An 18,033-nucleotide genomic window follows, 5' to 3' on the forward strand; every position below is an offset into this window, starting at 1 on the left:
GTGACTCCCACGCCGAACTCGTCCACGTCGACCGCCGTGATCCGCCGCTTTCCGCTGCTGGGCCGCCCCCGGCCCTCCTGCCCGTCGCTGCCCGAGCGAGTCCAGGAGATCGCCGACATCGCCTATGCCGCCGGACAAGACGACACAGACGAGTTGGCCGAAGGCGCGCACGCCTTGAACAAGGCCGCGCTGATCGCCAGCGACTGTGGTCTGCCGGACCTGGCCCGCGACCTGTGTTGGCAGCACATCGACCTCTACCGCGCCGCCACCCGCCCGCTCACCGTGCTCCAAGCCCGCCACATGCTCGAACCCGTCCTTAACCTCGCCCGGCTCCAGCTCCGCGTCCGCGACGGCGACCAGGCGCTCCGGCTGCTCACGGCAATGTTCCAGGCCATCAGGTCCAACACCGACCTACTCGTCGACGAAAGCACCTTGCCGCTGGCCGATCTCTCGGGTACCCGCGCCGAACACCACAAGATGCACGAATGGGTGTGGCTGCACCTGGTCGGGGACGGCATCCGGGCCTTGGCACTCGCGGGACGGTGGGACGACGCGGTCGCCCACGCCCATGCTCACCGCGGGATCGGCCTGCACCTTATGGAGGGCCGGCAGGCCACGATCGTGGCCCGCTGCGTGAACGGAGACCTGACGGGGGCACGGGCAGCCCTGGCGGACAGCACCCCGCAGCAGCCGTGGGAACTCCAGGTCGCCGCCTGCCTGACGGTGATGTGCACCAACACAGACAGCACGTCGAGGCGGCGGGATGTCACCGCGATGATCACGCGGTTCGTCGAGCACCAACCGATGCCCGGCTACGCGTTCTTCCGCGCCCAGCTCGGACTCACCGTCACCACCCTCGCCGACACCATCGACCCCGATGCGGCTGGCCGAGTGCTCGCCCAGGTGACCGACGAGGTGATCGAGTCGGGAGACGGCTACGCCGCTCGGGAAATACTGCGATACCACGACACGCAAGCCGCTGTGACCGGTCGGCAGTGCGCAGCGCTCACCGACCTACTGGACGCCTCCGGCCTGGGAGCCGGAACATTGCCGGAACCTCTCCGGCAGAGCTTGCTCGACTCGACGCGGGTCGCAGCCCAGGCGCTGCGCGCGTCGTTACGGCGGTCCGAGCGGCCGACCATGTGACCGCACCAGAGCACTCGTGGGGTGCCGGCGGGTGGGTTGGTCCCTGGCCTGCCGGCGCCCCACGTGGGTCAGAACAGTCCAAGCCGCCGGGCGTATGTGAGGACCCGGGCCCAGGACGTGACCAGTCCGGCAATGGAGATGGCCAGCATCACGAGGTTCTTCACCTGATCGTCCATCATGTTCACCTCCTTCCGTGGGTAGGCGAGTGCGCGGCCGTCGCGCACTCCGCAAGCCTCCTCAGTACCCTCCACCTACCAGGACACATTTCGCGGGTACGTGATCTAACCTGGGCAGATGCCGACCAGACGCGTGTATTCGGCCGATGACGAGGTCATCGAGGAATGCCGTACCCGCGGCGTGACCATGACGCCCCGCCAACTGGAACGGTGGCGGCACTGTTTGCCCCGTCGGCGGGTTGTGCACGCTCGTGGTGTCCGTGGGTCCCGCACGGTCAACCCGCCTGGCTATGTGGATCAGGTCATCGCTGTCCATGACCTTCTCGCCGAGGGCGTTTCGCTGCGGGAAGCGCCCATGGTGCTGTTCGCTCGCGGCTACGCCGTCGAACCTGATGCATTGCAGGCCGCGTACTTGGGCCTGTTCAGCCGGCTATCGCAGGAGATCGACGTCATTACGACCGACCCCAACATCGGCCCTGTGGAGCCTGACGACCGGGCGGACGCGGTCGCCGTTGCAATGGTCGCCAAAGCTCGCCCTGGTACACGCGTGCACCGCTGGGAACAGCGAGCCCGGCACGCACGACGGCACGGCATCATCGACGCGGCGAACGTCCACATACTCATGAACGCAGCAGTCAGTGCGGCCTTGACCGGACTGATCAGCGGGGAGAAAGCGTCAACGGAAGGTGTCCGCGAGGCGTTGACCGTCGCCGGCCTCAACAACGGACAAAACCCCGACACGGTTGCCGAGAGCCTCGCCGCGATCAACATTGATGCACTGATCCGGGCCATCACAACCGCCCTACCAGCCGACTGGATCACTGCCCGCCAGGACCTTCACGATCTGTTGCGGTTCGCCAGTAGCTACTGTCGGGTGGCGGCGCATCTCCTGCCGGAGGACCTGCAACTTCCCGGCCTCGCCGATGTCAGCTCCGACGACCCGTCCTCTGCTGCGCTCATCCCGCTCATGCTCATCCTGGCCAACGACGAATGGCGTACCGCTTTGCGTCAGCAGTTGGCGATACTGAACGCAATCGAGCAGCTGCTGGCGGGCATGCCGACCCGCTTCCACCCCTATCTCAACCTCGATGAGCACGCCCAACAGGAGCTGGCCCGACAGCCCAACAGCTTCCGCGACGAGTTCCAGACTGCACTCGTGGCCTGGCGCCACGCCCACCCCGACCACGCTAGAACGCTCGGACACCCATCTCCGTCCGCGTGAACCGATCAGCCATACAACGTCGACCGCGATCGCCACACCTCAAAGATGTCAAGTGGCCACATTGGACAGTTGCTTCGTCAATCTGGGGTGATATGCGGGCAGAGTTCACGTTGTTGGTAACCGCCGGGCACGTTGGTGCCGACGGTTGTCCAGAATGCACGGGAGTCGGGGAAGTGGCCGCCGAGGGTGTGCCAGCTGAGGCCGGGGTGTTCGGCACGCAGAGCTGCTAATCCCGCGCTGGCCAGACCGCACCGTTGGTATTGCGGGTCGGTGTGGGGTTGTTCGACCCAACCCAGTCGGCACTGGCGACAGGTCTGGTAGTCGACGGCGAACACGATCTCGCCGTCGAGGTTGGCGGCGCGCTGGCGCCAGCTGAAGCGTTCAGCGGAGATCGTATCCTGCCAAGGAGTGTTCAACTGGGGGACCATCGGCCAACCCTGCAGTTGGCCGAGTTTGCCCCGACTGATCCACTGCAGGGCTGCGCGCCAAGGTTTCCGACCGGACACGCGGCCCACCTGGTGAGTCTGACGAGCGAGCAACCGAGCCGCCTGCACATCGTCGCGGGCCATAAGACCATCGTGCCTCGGCTATGTCTGGTGATGCCATCCACCAACTGGGCGCGGCCAAATGTGTGAAGTTCCTACGTCCACGCCTTCACGTTCAATGGCTGAATCGGTCCAATCGTAGTGAAATCTTGGCGACGCGCCGACGGTTCTCGCTGGCTCCAGCCCGGTTCATGTGGTGGGCCGGTGTCGTGGTGCGGTGGTGGTCGTGTCGCTGGTTGAGCGTGCGGGCCAGATCTCCCATTTGTTCCGTGAGCCGCGCCGGACTTCAGCGTTGGGGTGCTCGGCTTGAATCTCCGCGAGGCGTTTCATGACATCGGTGATGGGAAGACCGGAGGGGATGACTGCGATGGGCTGCGGTGCCGGCGATGCGGGCCCGGCTGGTCGTGACGTGGCGGACGCGAGGAGGATCTCTCGGGCGTTCTTGACGCGGCGCGCCCAGTCCGGCCACGCGGGACACGGGCCGACCTCGACCAGCCATCCGCGTGACGTGTATCCATGCCAGATCATGGGTGTCACGCATTCGGAGCACATGTCGTCTGGGCTTTGGCGAGGCAACGCGAGTAGTTCGTTGAGCCGGTAACGGGCTCGGTCCAGTTCTGTGCGCAGGCGCCCGCGTTCGATTCTTTCGAGTCCTTTCACGGCGAGCTTGGCGTCGGTGTCGTCGACATGGGCCCTGAGCTTCCGCACCTCGCCCTCTCGCCAGATCCGAAAACGGAGAAGGCTGATCTCCCGACGATCGCTGGGCAGGTTTCCGCACCGGTCAACCACGGTGTCAGGGTCACCCACCTGCAGGCGCAGCCGGTCCTGTGTGGCGCGGACCGATGCGATCGACCGGTCCAGGTCCACTATCTGCTCCGCGCGTCGTGACTCGGGCATCAAGGGAAACCGCTCGCCGCTGGCCAAACCAGCTCGTTCGTCGTGCATGTGCCGTACCTGCGCGTCACATTCCAACAGCTCAAGCCGCGCCTCGTACCGAGCTTCGTCGAACTCGGAGACCCGTGCCTGCCGTTGTCGTTCCTTCTCCTCGGCCCTGGCGACGGAGTCTTCCTCCATCCGGAGGATCTGTGCGTCCAGCTCGGCTTCGGTGATCTGACGGAACCCTGGTTCGGCTCGGGTCCACTGGCCCATGACGGCCACGGCATCGTCGTATTCGCGTGCGCGATCTTCCTTGACCCACGGATTCCAGAACACGCTGTCGTGCAGCTCGATAACCAGATTACGCGCCGCGATGAATTCCTCAGCTGTCGCTGTCGCACCCGGTCGGGGCTTCCACAGCAAGCCACCGTGTTCTAGCGGCCGGTCACCGCCGCTGGCCACGGCCGGGCCACCGGTTGATATCGCCACAACGCGTCTCCTGGTTCGGGGTGTGTCGGCGTGTAGAGCGTGCCCGGTCCCGGAGTGTCCACGGGATCGCTCGATCGAGTACATCTCGTGGCACCACGCGTGCGTCGCCGGAAAGACGTACAGCGTGCGATCTGCTCACCGCTCGTGAAAATGCTCGCGCCAGCCCGGTACGCTGTACCAGCAGGGCCTCTAGCTCAATTGGCAGAGCAGCGGATTAAAAGTCTGCGGGTAGTGCTCGCGGCCAGTTGGTTTATCCGGCTCGGAGCCTCCGCCGAGGAGAAACGTCACATGCGCGAGTTCAACTGGGTGCTGAAAGCATCTTCAGGTTGATCCGCTCCGGCGGTGCCGAACAGCGCAAGACGGCGCTGGAACTGTTGGAATCGCTAGTGAATGAGCCACCTTGGTGGTTCCCGGTGCGCTCGCGGTTGCAGCGCGCAATCATCAATCGTGAGTTCACGCGCTTGCTGGAGTGCGTCGAGTTGGCGTACGCCTGTTAAGCACCGGCTCTTCGTGGTTGGGCTGTGCTGATCGTGTGCGGACGCGCCTGCACACGATCCAGGTCCGCACCGCTGGTATTCCGGCTGCTCACGAGCCTTCGGCCGGATGTGTCGACCCGCATGGCGGGTCGACACACCTTGTGCGGACCTACTTGCCGTCGTGCTCGACGATGGCGGCGATGATCGCGTCGATGCTTTGCGCCGAGACTGGATGTTTGCTACCGCCGATGCGTTGCCGGGGTGGTCGGGGCGCGGGAATGTCCAGGCGTCGCAAGGCTTCGCCGAGCGCCTTCGGATCCCATCCGATACGTTGTGCCAGGTCGGCGGTAGCCACGATGCCGGTCTCGTCCTCGCCGAGCACATCTGCCAGCAGTTCCAGCACTTCCGGCATCGGCCTGGCCGCCTCGCTCTCGACGCTCTCGACGCTCTCGGCGTCGACCGGTTCGGCGCCCGCGCCGCTGGCGGCGACCAATTCGGTCAGTGTGGCGCCCTCGACCGGGGCCGGCGGGTGATGCCCGGCGGCGTCGCCGGTGAGCAGTCCGAGCGCGACACGGCGCTCCCGTCCGGCTTCCGCAGCGGCGCGGGTCGGGGCGAGATCCAGCTTCGCCGCCCGGATGATCACGCCCTCGGACGCACCGACGCCGGACAGGTCATCGGCCAATAGCCAGGCCGCGCCACGGTGCCGCTCGGTGAACTTGGTCGCGTCAACCCCGGCTGCTCCTTTGCCGGTGCCCAGCGCCATGTCGTTGGACTGCTGGGTCGGCAACCGCAGCGCCGCGCGGCTGGAGATGTTGTCTCGCAACCGGGTCGGGATCGCCCCACGGTCGGGCTTCTGTGTGGCCAGCAGCACCGTCGCCCCGGCCGCGGGGCCTTTACGCACCAGCCAGGACACCTTGTCCACGATCACCCGCCGCAGGTCCTTGACCTGTTTGGTGTCGCTGCCCAACTCCTCGAACGCGAGCTGGCATTCGTCGATGGCCAGCACCAGCCACGGCATGCCGGCCGCCACCAGGTCGCGGGTGATTTTGCCTTCGGGCACGTCGGCTTCCGGCATGTCCTTGAACCGCTTGTACCGGTCGAGTACCTCGGATTCCAGCTCGATCAGCAGCGCCAGCAGCCGCAGCAAGGTCTCTTCGGTCTCCGCGCCCTCGGCGGAGGCGATCAGCAGCCGGTGCGCGACCGGGCGCAGCGGGTTGAAGTCCGCGCCGTCCTTGAGGTCCACCGCGTAGATGCGGGTGTGAGGGTCCAGGCACGCGGCGACCAGGAACAACCGCAGCAGGTTGGACTTGCCGTAGCGGGGCAGCCCGGCGATCAGCCACGCCGTCCAGCAGAACGCGACAGTCACCACCTTGCCGCGTGCGGTGGCGCCGATGGTCACTCCGTCCCAGATGGACAGTCCGGGGAGGTCTTCCAGATAGGACCGCAACGGCGGCTGTGCCAGCGGGTCGGTGTCGGCGACCCAGACCGCCACCCGCCCCGCATGTCCGCCCGTGCCCCGAACGCGTTCCAGGATCAGTTGCGTCTCGTCGACACCCAGCGCACTGGCTAGCGATTCGCGGGCCGCGATCGCCGAGGACGCCTTGCGCCCGGCGGGAAGGTCGATGATGACTGCCCACCCGTCGCCGTCACGGCGTGGCCGCAGGAAGAACGCCAGCCCGTCCTTCGGGCCGATGACCTTCGCTGCCTGGAACGCCTCCACGAGCACGTCACCGTTGATGGTCCACGCCAAGGTGCGGGTGCCGGGGAAGACGTTCTTACGGCCGGGTGATCCGTCCTTGCGTCGCCCGGCAACCGCCAGCGCCACCGAGACCGGGGCGGCAGTGGCCCACCACACGATCGGACCGACGACCATGCCGGTGACCAGCAGCCCGGCGCCGCCCACCACGAGCACGCCCAGGGTCGACCAGCGGCGACGAACCCGGTAACGCTGGATGTCCTGGAAACGCTGGGCCAGCTGCTGGGCCTGCTTGGCCGCGTCATAGAAGTCCCGCACGGACACCCACGCCCACCACGCCCGCGCAGCGGTCACCGAGCCCCTGGCGACGGCGACTGGATACCGCAACGGCACCCGCACTGCGCGCAGGACCAGCTCGGCGCGCACATGGTTGTGGTGGTCGCGGTTCTGCCAACGAGCGGGCACGATGGCCGCCACCAGCTCGGTCCACCGATGTGCGTTGACGCGCTGATGCTGCTCGACATCGGTGAGCAGTTCAGCACCGACCACAGGCCCGCTCGTGTCGAACTCGTTGGCACTGGCGATCAAGGTTGTCCCGGTCGAAGATGCCGGCGCGGTGCTCGGGCACGGGAAGGGCACCAGTTCACCCATGTCGTCACCAGTTCGGTCGTCGCGCGGAGAGGCGTTCATGACGACACCTCGGTGCGATCGGCGCATGGGCGGATGCTCCCCACGGCTATTGAGCGGCATCGTGTGGTCGGGAGCGGGGTGATGAGGAGGTCGGTGACCTGCTCAGGCATGATGAATGTCTCCAGTGCTCACTGAGTGGAGTGGGTAGTGGCAGACCCGAACCGGCGGTCGTTGCTTGCAGGCTGTGCCGCCGGTTCGGGGCGAACTCACCAATCGATGGTGTCGCCACGCTGTTCGGCCAGATGGCGCAAGATGTCGGCAGCCGGGCCGGTGGTGACGGCGTTGCCGTTCTGGTCGATGGGGCCGCGATACCCGGACTCGCGCAGGGCGAAGAACTTCCTGTCGAACTCGGTTTCCGGTGCGCCATCCCAACGGCGCGAGGTGGGCGAACCCATGACGGTGCCCCCTTCTGGTCATCAGCCGTGACCGGGAGGCCAACAGCATCGGATAGGGATTGCTGGCCGGGTGACCAGCACAGGTAACGGGGTTGATGGTCGCCGCGCACTGGCCCCGCAGATCGACGTGCGGGCACGCGGTGTCAGGTGCCGCACACCCCGCCTGGCCCGGCGAACACCCGCTGGGCACAGGTCACCGGGGTGACGGACCTGGCGGCGCTGCCGGTCTCTGTCCATGCGCCAAGGCAGTGAGTCGGCGGTGATGGTGGCGCCGATCGCCACCAGGCTCGCCAGCGCTGGTGTGGCTGTTCGCCAGCAGCGCGAAGCCGCACACCACCATCAGCCCATCAAGCACCAGCGGCCCGACTGCGGCGGCCATCGGGCCGTAGTGCCACGCCAGCAGCACGTCCCGCAGGTGCCCGTAGGAGATGACCGCCGACCCGACTGCCACCGCGCCCGCGCCGCCGAAGCGGGCCAGTCCCCAGCCCAGGCCCTTGGGCCAGCGAATCCGCGAGAGAGCCTCCACCGCAAGCATCAGCCCGACCGGCCACACCGCCGCCCCGACCTGCGGCGCGATCCCCGGCGACCATCCAGCCGGTTCGTGTCCGGCGGGCAGCCAAGCGTGCAGCACGTTCGCCGCGATGGACATCACCGAGCCGAACACGAACCCCACCCACGCGACCAACCGCCCACCCGGCGGAACCGGCGCTGGCGCCTTGGCGACCGATCTGTCACCAGGGGCGGTCGCCTGGTCTGCTGCTGGCTGGGTCACGTCGCTGTGGCCACCAGCCCTGGCGGCCGCCCCGTTCACCGGGGCGTCACCGGCCGACTGCCAGTCGGTCGCGCCTGACTGGTCCCTGGGCCACCGGCCGATGTCGTCGGCGTGCTGGGCGTCGGGTTCACCAGCGCTGGTGGTCTGCGTCGCCAGTTCCGCCAGCGCCTTGCGTACCGCGTGATCGGTGGCTCCGGTCAACCGCACCAGCGTCGGCCGCCCCGGCGCCGACTGGCCCGCCCGCCGCGCATCCTCGATCGCCTGGCGCACCTGGGCCGTCAACTCCAAGTCCGGGATACTCACTGGCGGCCTCCCGCTGCGTCGACGATGGACGGATGGCAGCGCGGGCATTTAGCCGACTGCGTGCGTTCGGCGTTGAGCCACAGCACCCGCGCCGAGACCGGATCGTCAAGCCGGGCATCGCACTGGCCGCACGGCGGCGACAGCGGCGAGCGCGCCTGGGGCGCGCGCTCGCGCGCGGGACGGTTCCCTGGACGGTTAAGGACGGTTCGGGGGCACGCTTTGCCCCCCGTAGCGTCGTTGTTTGCCCCCCGCGCCGGTCGAGTTTGCCCCTCGTGCTGGTCAACGGGCGGCACACTGTGCCCCTCGCGATGCGCGTTATCCACAGCATCAGCCGCGTTGTCCACAGTCGCTTCGGTGCGGTGCACAGCGAGGTCGTAGCCGTTGGGGCGCCGGTCGGCCCGCTTCACGTATGCGGCCACGATGTCCGGGTCCGATCCCTGGATCAGGTCAAGCTCTTGCAGTGTGCGCAGGGCGTAGCGGATGGAGCGCTCGGACAGTCGCGTGTACCGCGCCAACGTCGCCAGCGACGGGAAGGCGTTACGGCCGTCCGGGTCGGCGTGGTTGGCCAGCCCGAGCAGTACCACCGCCAGGCTGGACGCATCCCGTCGATCGCGGGGGATGGGCGCGGCGTTCAGCGCCCACCGGATGGCTTCGATGCTCACCGGCCGCCGCCGCATTCGTCGGCCCCGGCCGCGCGGGCACGGTAGAGCAGCGACACCACGGTGCCCACAGTCGAGATTTCCCACTCGGCTAGCCAGGCGATGATCCGCCGGTCATGAGCGCCCAACTCGATGCCGTCCAACGCTTCCAGCAACGCTGTGACGCGATCCTCGCGCCAGTCGTCGCGGCCGTGGTGGACGGTCTCCCGTGGGCGCGGGTCTTCAGCCATATTGAACGGCGGGCGAACCCGGCATGGTGCGTGGTGGAGCGGGGCGCGGTGCTGGCTGTTCACCAGACCACCGCCTCGGCCAGCGCGTACAGCTCACTGGCCTGGGTATCGGTGAATCCGATCGTGCCGGTGCATCGTCGAAGATCAACCTGCCCGGCGATCCACGCGTGGAACCCGTCGCGCGCCTCGGTTTCCGTCAGACCCATCGCGAAACCGACCTGCATCCACGACTCCACCGCGCCCGCCCGCAACAAGTCGGCCACCACGCACCACCGCCCTGCAAGTGCCTCCTGCGCGATCCGCGCGCCATAGGTCAGTTCGACGAACAAGTCCTCGCAATCCAGCTCCACTGTGGCGGAATGTTGGGCCAGCAAGGTCCGAAGGCGGGCCGTCGACCACTGCTCTACCAGCGAACTCATCGACTGGTTCGGAATGCCGTGCGGGCTGCGGATCTTCTCACCGGCCAAGTGGGTGAAACTGAAAGGCTCGCGCTCCTGCGCGCCATCAGGGCTGGCAAACTTCTCGCTCATGGCGGGGCCTCTTCCCGTCCAGGCCCCGGCCGGTGACGCCATCACCGATGCCGGGGCTGTCCTATGTGGACAGCGACCCAGCTCAGCTAGTTCACTTTACTTTGGGTCGCATGGACATTGTCCGATCTGGCGGGCGCTGAACGTCCAGAAGCCGATCATGTTGCCGCTGCGCTCGAGTTCCGTGATCGCCGGGCTGCGTGACGAGCAATCCATTGTGGAGGGATTGAGCTGGTGATGGATGAGGAGCGGGTTGCCTGTGCCTATTTGCTCAAGGTGGCGGAGCCGCCGGCGAAGGCGTTGGTCGGGTTTGCAGGGGAGGTGGGAATGGTTGACGCTGCGAAGTTGGTGAAGGCCGGGGATGTGCCTTCGGCGGTTGCTGATGAGACCTCGGCGAGGAAGCATTTTGATGGCGCTGAGCAGGACTTGGCGGTGGCGGCGGAAGTGGGGGCGAGGCTTGTGGTTCCGGGAGATGAGCAGTGGCCGGCGTGGTCGTTGTTGCCTCTGACGAATGCGGGGGCGCGCGGGTTGCGGTGGGCGTGTCCACCTTTGGGATTGTGGGTGCGGGGGAAAGGGAAGCTCGCGGATTCGTTGCAGCGGGCGGTTTCGGTTGTCGGGGCGCGGTCGGCGACTGGGTATGGCGAGCATGTGGCGGCTGAGTTCGGCTTTGGGTTGGCTGATCGAGGGATGACGGTTGTTTCTGGGGCGGCTTATGGGATTGATGGCGCTGCGCATAAGGGGGCGTTGCGGGCGGGTGGGTGCACGGTCGCAGTGCTGGCTTGCGGCATTGATCGGGCTTACCCGGCGGGGCATAGCCTTCTGCTCGATCGTATTGCGCAGGATGGCCTTGTCATCACTGAGTATCCGCCGGGGACGCCGCCTGGCCGGCATCGGTTCCTGGTGAGGAATCGGTTGATCGCGGCGTTGGGAGCGGGAACTGTGGTGGTGGAGGCGGGGCAGCGCAGTGGGGCGCGGAACACGGCTGCTTCGGCCGCGGCGCTGGGCCGGGTGCTCATGGTCGTGCCGGGGCCGGTCACCTCGCCGATGTCCATCGGGTGTCACGAACTGTTGCGTGAAGGTCTGGCGACGTCGGTGAGTTCGGTCGCCGAGGTCGTGGAATCCGTTGGCCTTTTCGGTGAGGACCTGGTGACGAAGCCGGAAGCCGTTGCACGGCCGACGGACGGCCTGGATCACGAGTCGCTGCGTGTGCATGAGGCGCTGGAGATGCGTGCCGGTCATTCGGCCGAACGAATCGCCGAGGTGTCCGGCGTTCCGCTGCAACGAGTCCGCGCGGTGCTGCCCGCCCTGGAACTGACCGGTCTCGCCGACCGGTGCGATTCAGGCTGGCGCCGCGTCAAAGCGTGATGTCAGCGCGGCCGTGCATTGAGCATACGGATGCCGCTGAACCCCAGCGTGCTTGATTTCACCCCGTCCCAGAACTCCCAGAGGTTGGCCATGACACGCAACTGGATAGCGGCATCTTCATACAGGCTCAGCAAATCGCCGACCGGCTCAGGCGGCCCCAGCGGCTCCACCGCAACGGTTGCCACGCGAGCGTGTGGAACTCGCCCGCCGAACGGATGGAAATCTTTGGCCGGCAAGCGATACGCGAACAGCTCGACTGCGCGGATCCGGTTCAGCCAGCAGTACTCGACGGCGTGTACGCGTTCGCCGCCGCCTGGTCCCAGGATGCGCTCCCGATCCGTGGTCGTTGTTGTCGAGGTCGCATGGGGCAGGTCTACCGCATGGCAGGCGGCACTACCAGATTCTCGTAGGCAGGCAAGATCCTCGTGGGTGAAATTCTTGCCAGATAGCCGTTATTGTGCCGGAATGCGACATTCGGCCTATTGAGCGGCGTTCTGGATGGTGCCTAGTCTGTCGGCAACTGAGGTGGGGAAACTTTGGGGGATTCCGGATGACCGGCGGCCGGGCCGCCAGTTCGGCGTGCTCGGCAGGGGTGGCGAGGTCGCGCCACGCAGTCCTGAAGCGCCCATGGGTTTCGCGCTTTTGTTCCGATGACACTGACCTTTCAGGGGGCAACTCGTCATGTCCTGCACCAAGCCCGGAAAAGCCCGTGGCTTCAGACTGGGGCGGCTTGGGCGCGCGTTGATCGCGCTCGCCGTCGGAGTCGTGACCATTCCGGTCGTCACCTCGGGGAACAACGCGGCCTTCGCGGCGACCCCGATCTGTGAGCCGGAAGTCAACATCTTCGGGGTTGAACAGGACGGTGACCTGTTCGTCTACAAGCACCAGGATCCTGAGAACGGGTCGTACGCGTGGGGGTCGAAGACCTACATCGGCACGGGGTGGCAGGACGGCCGGACGCTGGCTGGGCCGGACGGCGCCATGTATCTCTTCCGTGCGGCCGACGGCGGCGAATTGCGGCGGTACAGGTACAACGGCGCCGGCTGGGATCTCTTCAACGGGGGCCAGTTCCAGTCGGTGGGTAGCGGGTGGGGGCGCTACAACACCCCCGAGCACCGCAACAAGATCACAATCGACGAGAAGGAGCGGATCTACGAGATCAGCTCGTCCGGCCAGCTGAAGATCTTCATCTGGGACAAGGCCACCAACGGCTGGCTGCCGGGGACCGGCGGGGGCAAGGTCATCGACTCCGGGTGGGGCCAGTACGACTCGATCACGGCCGCGGGCGACGGCGTGCTGTACGCGCGTAAGCCCACCGGCGAGTTCCAGCGCTTCCGCTACCACTTCGAGACCGACCGGTGGTTGCAGTACGCCAAGCCGGTCGGTTGGGGCTGGAACATTTTCAACCGGGTCTTCTCGGTCGGTGGCGATGTCCTTTATGGAACGCGCAACGTCGGTGCCGGCGAGCTGCTGTGGTACCGGTACAACGAAGACACCGACACCTGGGAGGACAGCGGCCGCGACGTGGGCAAGCACGTCGGCGACGGCTGGTACGGCGAGTACGAGGTCGTCGGTGCTTCCGACCACTGCAAGCTGCCGAGCTTCCCGGTGCCCTCCAGGCCGACTGTGCCAGGGCCGAACCATGAGCGCGCGCACATGCTCTACAACACCACCACCCAGCGGCTTGAGGTCTTCTTCGTCGGCAACGACGGCATTCTCCGGCGCGGCTACCAGTCCAGCGCTGGTACGGAGACGCTTGAATGGCAAGGGCTGTCGGGATTCCAGAACTTCACCGGGCGGGCCACGGCAGCTCTGAGGCAGGACGGCAAGCTGGTCGCGTTCGGCCACAGCAGCTCCGACGCGGATGTGCGTTCGTTCACCCAGTCCGCATCCGGCTCGAGCATCTGGACCGGCCCGGAGAACGTCAAGGGTGCCTTCGCGTCCAGCCCGATTCTCCTGCGGGGTGCCGGTGACCTGCTGACGGCGTTCGCGGTGGCCGGCGACGGCCAGTTGTGGTTCGCCAGCCAGGCCACTGTGGACAGCGGCTTCATGTCGTGGCGCAAGGCAGTCGGCTCGGGCGGTGTGAGCAGCCAGTTCACGGTGTTGCGCAGCGGCAACGACTTCGAGGTCGTCTACCGGACCGCAGCCGGCGTGGTCGAGGTCAAGAAGCTCGTCAACGGCTCGCTTGGCGCGGCACGCGTGGCCGGCGGTGTGATGACCGATGGCATACCGAGTGCCGTGGTCTTCGCCGACGGCAAGGTGCAACTCGTGGCCCGCGGGACCGACAACAAGCTGTACACCCAGAAAGAGACAGCGACCGGATTCGGCGGCTGGACGAACATCAGTGGCGGGTTCACCTTCAAGGGATCGCCGGCCGCGTTGCTGAACGCGCACGGCATCGTCGAGGTCGTCGCCCGTGAGTCGGACAACACGGTGCGGCGCAGCGGACAGACGGCCCCTGGCTCATCGGCCTGGCGTATCTGGGAGACGAACTTCGACCAGTCGGTCACCGACCCGACGTTCACCGCGGTCACCGGAAACGAGCAGCGGATCTTCTACATCGACGGCAACGGTAACTACTACCTGCTCCAGGCGAACGCCTACACATCGGACAGTGGTACGCGGATGACCACGAACGGCAAGCAGAGCAAGAAGACCGACAACAAGGCGGTCACCGGGCAGATCAAGTAGGCACCGGAGACACAGGCACAGGGTGGCCCGCAAGCTCCGGCTTGCGGGCCACCCTGCTGTGGAGAATCCCAGGTTCTACGTTGAGCTGTCCGGCGGGATCGTGATGTCGCGCTGCCATTCGACGTGGGCGACACCGGGTACCGCCATCAGCGAGCCGACCGCGTCCGGGGAGATGGAGCCGGTGACTGTGCCGATGGCTTCGAGGACTTCGTCGACCTTGAGCCCTGCCTGCCGGAGATCGGTTATCAGGCGGGGCAGGTCGCTCAGGCTTTTGTCGTCGACGGAGACCATGATCCTGGGCACGGCTGCCTCCTCGGGTGCGGGAGGCCCGCGGTTGCCGTTCTAGGGGGCTTGGACCAGGCCTGCTCCGACGTCTGTAGCTGGCAGCTTAAGGCGGTTGGCGCTCTGCACAAGCCGAGCCCACAGCTCCCATGCGCGGGAACCGTGCTGGGCGGCGATCAGCGCGGCGATCCCGGCGACGTGCGGTGTGGCCATGCTCGTGCCGCGCAGGCGCTTGTGCTGCGCGCCCGGCCAGCTCGAGTAGACGTTGTCGCCCGGGCCCACCACGTCGACCTGGCCGATGATGTCCACGGTGCCACACGAGAAGTCAGTGATCGCTTGGCGTTCGTCGATCGCGCCGACCGACATGATCGACGGGCAGTTGGCCGGGTGACCGACCGAGGCGATGTGACCTGCTGAACGCGAGCTTTCGTTGCCGGCCGCGGCGATGATCAGGGTGCCGCGATCTAGCGCGCGTTTGGCCGCCTGCTCGAAGACTGTGGAGAACGGTGTGTTCGGCTTGGTCGGCGCGCCCAGCGACATCGACACGACGGCACAGCCGTTGGAGATGGCCCACGAAATGCCCGACAGGATGCCGCCGTCCGAACCGGAGCCGCGGTTGCTGAGGACCTTGCCCGCATAGATGTCCGCGTTGAAGGCGACGCCGTAACCCGGCCCGGACGAAGGCTTACGAGGCCCGCACGCGGTGCCGATGCAGTGCGTGCCATGGCCATGGCCGTCCTGCACGTCCTCGCCTTGGATGAATGAGCTTGTGACAACGTTACGTCCGGCGAAATCCGGGTGCTGCACATCGAATCCCGTGTCCAGCACGGCCACCCGGATACCTGTGGCGTCGATGGTGGACGCGGCCGCGCGGACAGCCTGCAGCCCCCAGGTGAACGTGTTCTCGTCCGACGTCGCGGCCGGCTCTGCCGGTGCCTCGGCGGTGATGGCGTGCACGATCCGCTCGGCTTCCACAGTCGCGATCGGCCCGGGCTCGGCGGCCGCGACCGCGAGCCGGCTGGCCTGATCCTCAGCCGCACTCACCACGGCGACGCCAAGCTCGTGCAGGATCACGCCGTCCGCGTCGTTGAGCATCGAGGCCACGGACGCGCCCGCCGAATCGGCCGTACTCGCCATCCGCAGCCCGGCCACGCGCGACATCGCCCTGGCGCCCGCGGCGACCGAGTCGTCTTCGAGCAGGACCAGAAAACGCCCGGTCAAGCCGGCGTCTTGTGGACTTGTCATGCCGCCCCTCTTTCATGGTGCTCAGATCCCCAGATGTACTCAGGATCGGGACGATCAAGACCCGCGTAACGGGGATCACATTGCTCCTTTCGGGCTACTTTCCGGCCCAACTGGCCGACGCTGTGATTCCTGGGCGATCAACACGCCGGTGCGCCGGGTGCTTGACCCTGTTCTGGGCCTGGCGCAGCGTTGTGGCTGTGCCGCCGACATCGCCACGCCGGGTCGACCTGATCAAGGTGCGGGCCGCCCTGCCACCACCCAGCCAGGAGATGGTGGACGCGTACGAACGCCATCTGCGGTCCGAACGCGGGCTGTCACCACACACAATTCGAGCGTATGTCGGAGATATTGTCTCCCTTCTTGGTCATGTGCATGGATTTGACGTGATCGGCACGGGGGAATCGCGGCCACGGCAGGGTTGCGAACTGGATCTCGCCGCGATCCGTGCGTGGCTGGCCGCTCAACGGGCTGCCGGAACGGGCCGGACCACACTTGCGAGGCGCTCGGCGGCGGCTCGCACCTTCACGGCGTGGGCGCACCGAAGAGGTCACCTGGCGGCCGATCCCGGCGCACGGCTCGTCGCACCGCGTCCGCAACGTAAGCTTCCCGCTGTGCTGCGCCAGGATCAGGCCGACGACCTGATGCAGGCGTCACAATCCGGTGCCACCGAGCGGAATGCCGTCGCAATGCGGGATCACGCGATCCTGGAACTGCTATACGCGACCGGTATCCGGGTCTCTGAGCTTTGTGGTCTGGACATTGATGACGTACATATGGACCTCCGGGTAGTCCGGGTCATCGGCAAGGGGGACAAGGAAAGGACTGTTCCATTCGGACTCCCCGCGCAGCGCGCCGTGCAGGACTGGCTGACGGATGGACGGCCGGAACTGGCAACCGAGACCTCACCGCCCGCGTTGCTCATCGGCGTGCGAGGGGGAAGGCTGCAGCCAGGAAGTGTCCGGCAGATCGTGCACGACGCCCTCAAGGCGGTGCCCGGGGCGCCGGACCTGGGGCCGCACGGTCTACGCCACACCGCGGCCACCCACTTGCTGGAGGGCGGTGCGGACCTGCGCAGTGTCCAGGAGCTGCTCGGGCACGCCACCCTTGCCACGACACAGCTTTACACCCACGTGACAGTCGAGAGATTGCGCGCCGTTCACGATCAGGCTCACCCCAGGTCGTAGCGGTAATCGTGTTCCGGCGAGTGGTACTGCGCGACGCGCCGTGACAATTTGAACGCACTAGGGGGCGAGATGGGCACGGAAAGCTCCTAAGCTGGACGGCATGTCGCGCGGCTCCAGGCTGGATCAGGTCACCCCCGATCCAACGAGATCGGATAACGCAGGGAGAGGTTCTCGCACTGTGGCCGTACCCGAGCCCGAGAAGCCGACAACAAACGGGCGCGCCACCCCGTACGGCGTCGGCCAGCCGAACGGCGTTCTCCCGGGCGACCACCGAACCGCCGACGATGTCGAAGCCGGCATCGTCGCGCTGTGGACCGAGTACGGCAAAGAGCGTGACCAGCCGCTGCGCGACCGGCTCGTCCTGCACTACGCGCCCCTGGTCAAGTACGTCGCCGGCCGTGTCGGCACCGGCCTGCCCGCCCACGTCGATGTCGGCGATCTGATCCAGTCGGGCATCTTCGGCCTGGTCGACGCGATCGAGAAGTTCGAGCCCGAACGCGGCCTGAAGTTCGAGACCTACGCCATGCAGCGCATCCGCGGCGCCATCCTCGACGACCTGCGCTCCCAGGACTGGGTGCCCCGCTCGGTGCGCGGCCGGGCCCGCGAGGTCGAACGCGCCCTGGAGCGCCTGGGCGCCAAACTGCAGCGCCAGCCCAGCGACGCCGAGCTCGCCGCCGAACTGGACATCAGCGTCAAGGACCTGCACGAGCTCTACGCCCAGCTCCAGCTCACCAGCGTCGTCGCCCTCGACGAACTGGTCGCCGCCGGCCGCGGCACCGCCTCGCTGGCCGAGACCCTGCCCGACGAAGGCGCCGAAGACCCGGTTGCCACCCTGGTCGACCTCGACAACCGCCGCCAGCTCGCCGGCGCCATCGAACAGCTCACCGAGCGTGACCGAATCGTGGTCACCCTCTACTACTTCGAGAACCTGACCCTCGCCGAGATCGGCAAGGTCCTCGGCGTCACCGAGTCCCGCGTCTGCCAGCTGCACACCCGCGCCGTCCTGCGCCTGCGCGCCAAACTCGTCGAACAGTCCGACGCCTGAGACGCTGGCCTGGCGCGAG

17 protein-coding genes and 1 pseudogene are annotated in these 18,033 nt (G+C 66.9%); 7 read left to right on the plus strand and 11 right to left on the minus strand.

Annotated features, from left to right (window positions below):
- Positions 1 to 1,146 carry a hypothetical protein gene (locus JOF56_RS20820; RefSeq protein ID WP_209640719.1) on the plus strand — a complete coding sequence of 382 codons (1,146 nt, stop codon included), beginning with the start codon at positions 1 to 3 and terminating at the stop codon, positions 1,144 to 1,146.
- A 294-nt stretch (positions 1,147 to 1,440) separates the two neighbouring features.
- Positions 1,441 to 2,544 carry a hypothetical protein gene (locus JOF56_RS20825; protein ID WP_209640721.1) on the plus strand — a complete coding sequence of 368 codons (1,104 nt, stop codon included), beginning with the start codon at positions 1,441 to 1,443 and terminating at the stop codon, positions 2,542 to 2,544.
- A gap of 77 nt (positions 2,545 to 2,621) precedes the next feature.
- On the opposite strand, the gene JOF56_RS20830 is transcribed toward JOF56_RS20825, so the two are convergent.
- From JOF56_RS20830 to JOF56_RS20865, 8 genes are all read right to left on the minus strand, one after another.
- A complete protein-coding gene (locus tag JOF56_RS20830; protein ID WP_209640723.1) occupies positions 2,622 to 3,113 on the minus strand; it encodes a hypothetical protein in 492 nt (163 codons plus the stop codon).
- Between the two features lie 165 nt (positions 3,114 to 3,278).
- Positions 3,279 to 4,454: a hypothetical protein gene (locus tag JOF56_RS20835; protein WP_209640724.1), complete on the minus strand. Its 1,176-nt coding sequence runs from the start codon at positions 4,452 to 4,454 to the stop codon at positions 3,279 to 3,281.
- A 645-nt stretch (positions 4,455 to 5,099) separates the two neighbouring features.
- A complete protein-coding gene (locus tag JOF56_RS20840) occupies positions 5,100 to 7,316 on the minus strand; it encodes an FtsK/SpoIIIE domain-containing protein (protein WP_209640726.1) in 2,217 nt (738 codons plus the stop codon).
- A gap of 206 nt (positions 7,317 to 7,522) precedes the next feature.
- Positions 7,523 to 7,711 (minus strand): hypothetical protein, encoded by a 189-nt coding sequence (locus JOF56_RS20845; RefSeq protein WP_209640728.1) that lies wholly within the window; start codon positions 7,709 to 7,711, stop codon positions 7,523 to 7,525.
- 193 nt (positions 7,712 to 7,904) lie between these two features.
- Positions 7,905 to 8,786, minus strand: a complete 882-nt coding sequence (locus JOF56_RS20850) for a DUF2637 domain-containing protein (protein WP_209640730.1) — start codon at positions 8,784 to 8,786, stop codon at positions 7,905 to 7,907.
- Positions 8,783 to 9,448 (minus strand): helix-turn-helix domain-containing protein, encoded by a 666-nt coding sequence (locus JOF56_RS20855; protein ID WP_209640733.1) that lies wholly within the window; start codon positions 9,446 to 9,448, stop codon positions 8,783 to 8,785. The genes JOF56_RS20850 and JOF56_RS20855 overlap by 4 nt, the downstream gene beginning before the upstream one ends.
- Positions 9,445 to 9,675 carry a hypothetical protein gene (locus JOF56_RS20860; RefSeq protein ID WP_209640736.1) on the minus strand — a complete coding sequence of 77 codons (231 nt, stop codon included), beginning with the start codon at positions 9,673 to 9,675 and terminating at the stop codon, positions 9,445 to 9,447. Before JOF56_RS20860 ends, JOF56_RS20855 begins: the two co-directional genes overlap by 4 nt.
- A 59-nt stretch (positions 9,676 to 9,734) precedes the next feature.
- Positions 9,735 to 10,247, minus strand: coding sequence for a hypothetical protein (locus JOF56_RS20865; protein ID WP_209640738.1), 513 nt, complete (start codon positions 10,245 to 10,247; stop codon positions 9,735 to 9,737).
- A gap of 57 nt (positions 10,248 to 10,304) precedes the next feature.
- Between JOF56_RS20865 and JOF56_RS20870 the strand changes: the two are divergent.
- Positions 10,305 to 10,406: pseudogene (locus JOF56_RS20870) on the plus strand (magnesium chelatase subunit ChlI family protein); the annotation flags it as partial.
- Positions 10,407 to 10,529: 123 nt separating this feature from the next.
- Entirely contained in the window at positions 10,530 to 11,567 is a 1,038-nt protein-coding gene (gene dprA, locus JOF56_RS20875) for a DNA-processing protein DprA (protein WP_307855794.1), read from the plus strand.
- Between the two features lie 2 nt (positions 11,568 to 11,569).
- Here the strand turns inward: dprA and JOF56_RS60720 are convergent, their stop codons facing one another.
- Positions 11,570 to 11,938: a DUF6886 family protein gene (locus JOF56_RS60720; RefSeq protein ID WP_372448386.1), complete on the minus strand. Its 369-nt coding sequence runs from the start codon at positions 11,936 to 11,938 to the stop codon at positions 11,570 to 11,572.
- Positions 11,939 to 12,248: 310 nt separating this feature from the next.
- On the opposite strand from JOF56_RS60720, the gene JOF56_RS20885 reads away from it, so the two are divergent.
- Complete coding sequence (locus JOF56_RS20885; protein ID WP_209640741.1) at positions 12,249 to 14,258, plus strand: tachylectin-related carbohydrate-binding protein; 2,010 nt, start codon at positions 12,249 to 12,251, stop codon at positions 14,256 to 14,258.
- A gap of 75 nt (positions 14,259 to 14,333) precedes the next feature.
- On the opposite strand, the gene JOF56_RS20890 is transcribed toward JOF56_RS20885, so the two are convergent.
- Together JOF56_RS20890 and JOF56_RS20895 are read right to left on the minus strand one after the other, a co-directional pair.
- Complete coding sequence (locus JOF56_RS20890; RefSeq protein WP_209640743.1) at positions 14,334 to 14,561, minus strand: hypothetical protein; 228 nt, start codon at positions 14,559 to 14,561, stop codon at positions 14,334 to 14,336.
- Positions 14,562 to 14,600: 39 nt separating this feature from the next.
- Complete coding sequence (locus JOF56_RS20895) at positions 14,601 to 15,785, minus strand: S8 family serine peptidase (RefSeq protein WP_209640744.1); 1,185 nt, start codon at positions 15,783 to 15,785, stop codon at positions 14,601 to 14,603.
- A gap of 191 nt (positions 15,786 to 15,976) precedes the next feature.
- Here JOF56_RS20895 and JOF56_RS20900 point away from each other — a divergent pair, with 191 nt between their 5' ends.
- Both JOF56_RS20900 and JOF56_RS20905 read left to right on the plus strand, forming a co-directional pair.
- Positions 15,977 to 16,969, plus strand: coding sequence for a tyrosine recombinase XerC (locus JOF56_RS20900; RefSeq protein WP_372448387.1), 993 nt, complete (start codon positions 15,977 to 15,979; stop codon positions 16,967 to 16,969).
- Between the two features lie 100 nt (positions 16,970 to 17,069).
- On the plus strand, positions 17,070 to 18,014 hold the full coding sequence (locus JOF56_RS20905; RefSeq protein WP_209640745.1) for a FliA/WhiG family RNA polymerase sigma factor: 945 nt from the start codon (positions 17,070 to 17,072) through the stop codon (positions 18,012 to 18,014).
- The last annotated feature ends 19 nt before the right edge of the window (positions 18,015 to 18,033 follow it).

Source organism: Kibdelosporangium banguiense (assembly GCF_017876405.1).
In the GTDB taxonomy this organism is placed as follows: domain Bacteria; phylum Actinomycetota; class Actinomycetes; order Mycobacteriales; family Pseudonocardiaceae; genus Kibdelosporangium; species Kibdelosporangium banguiense.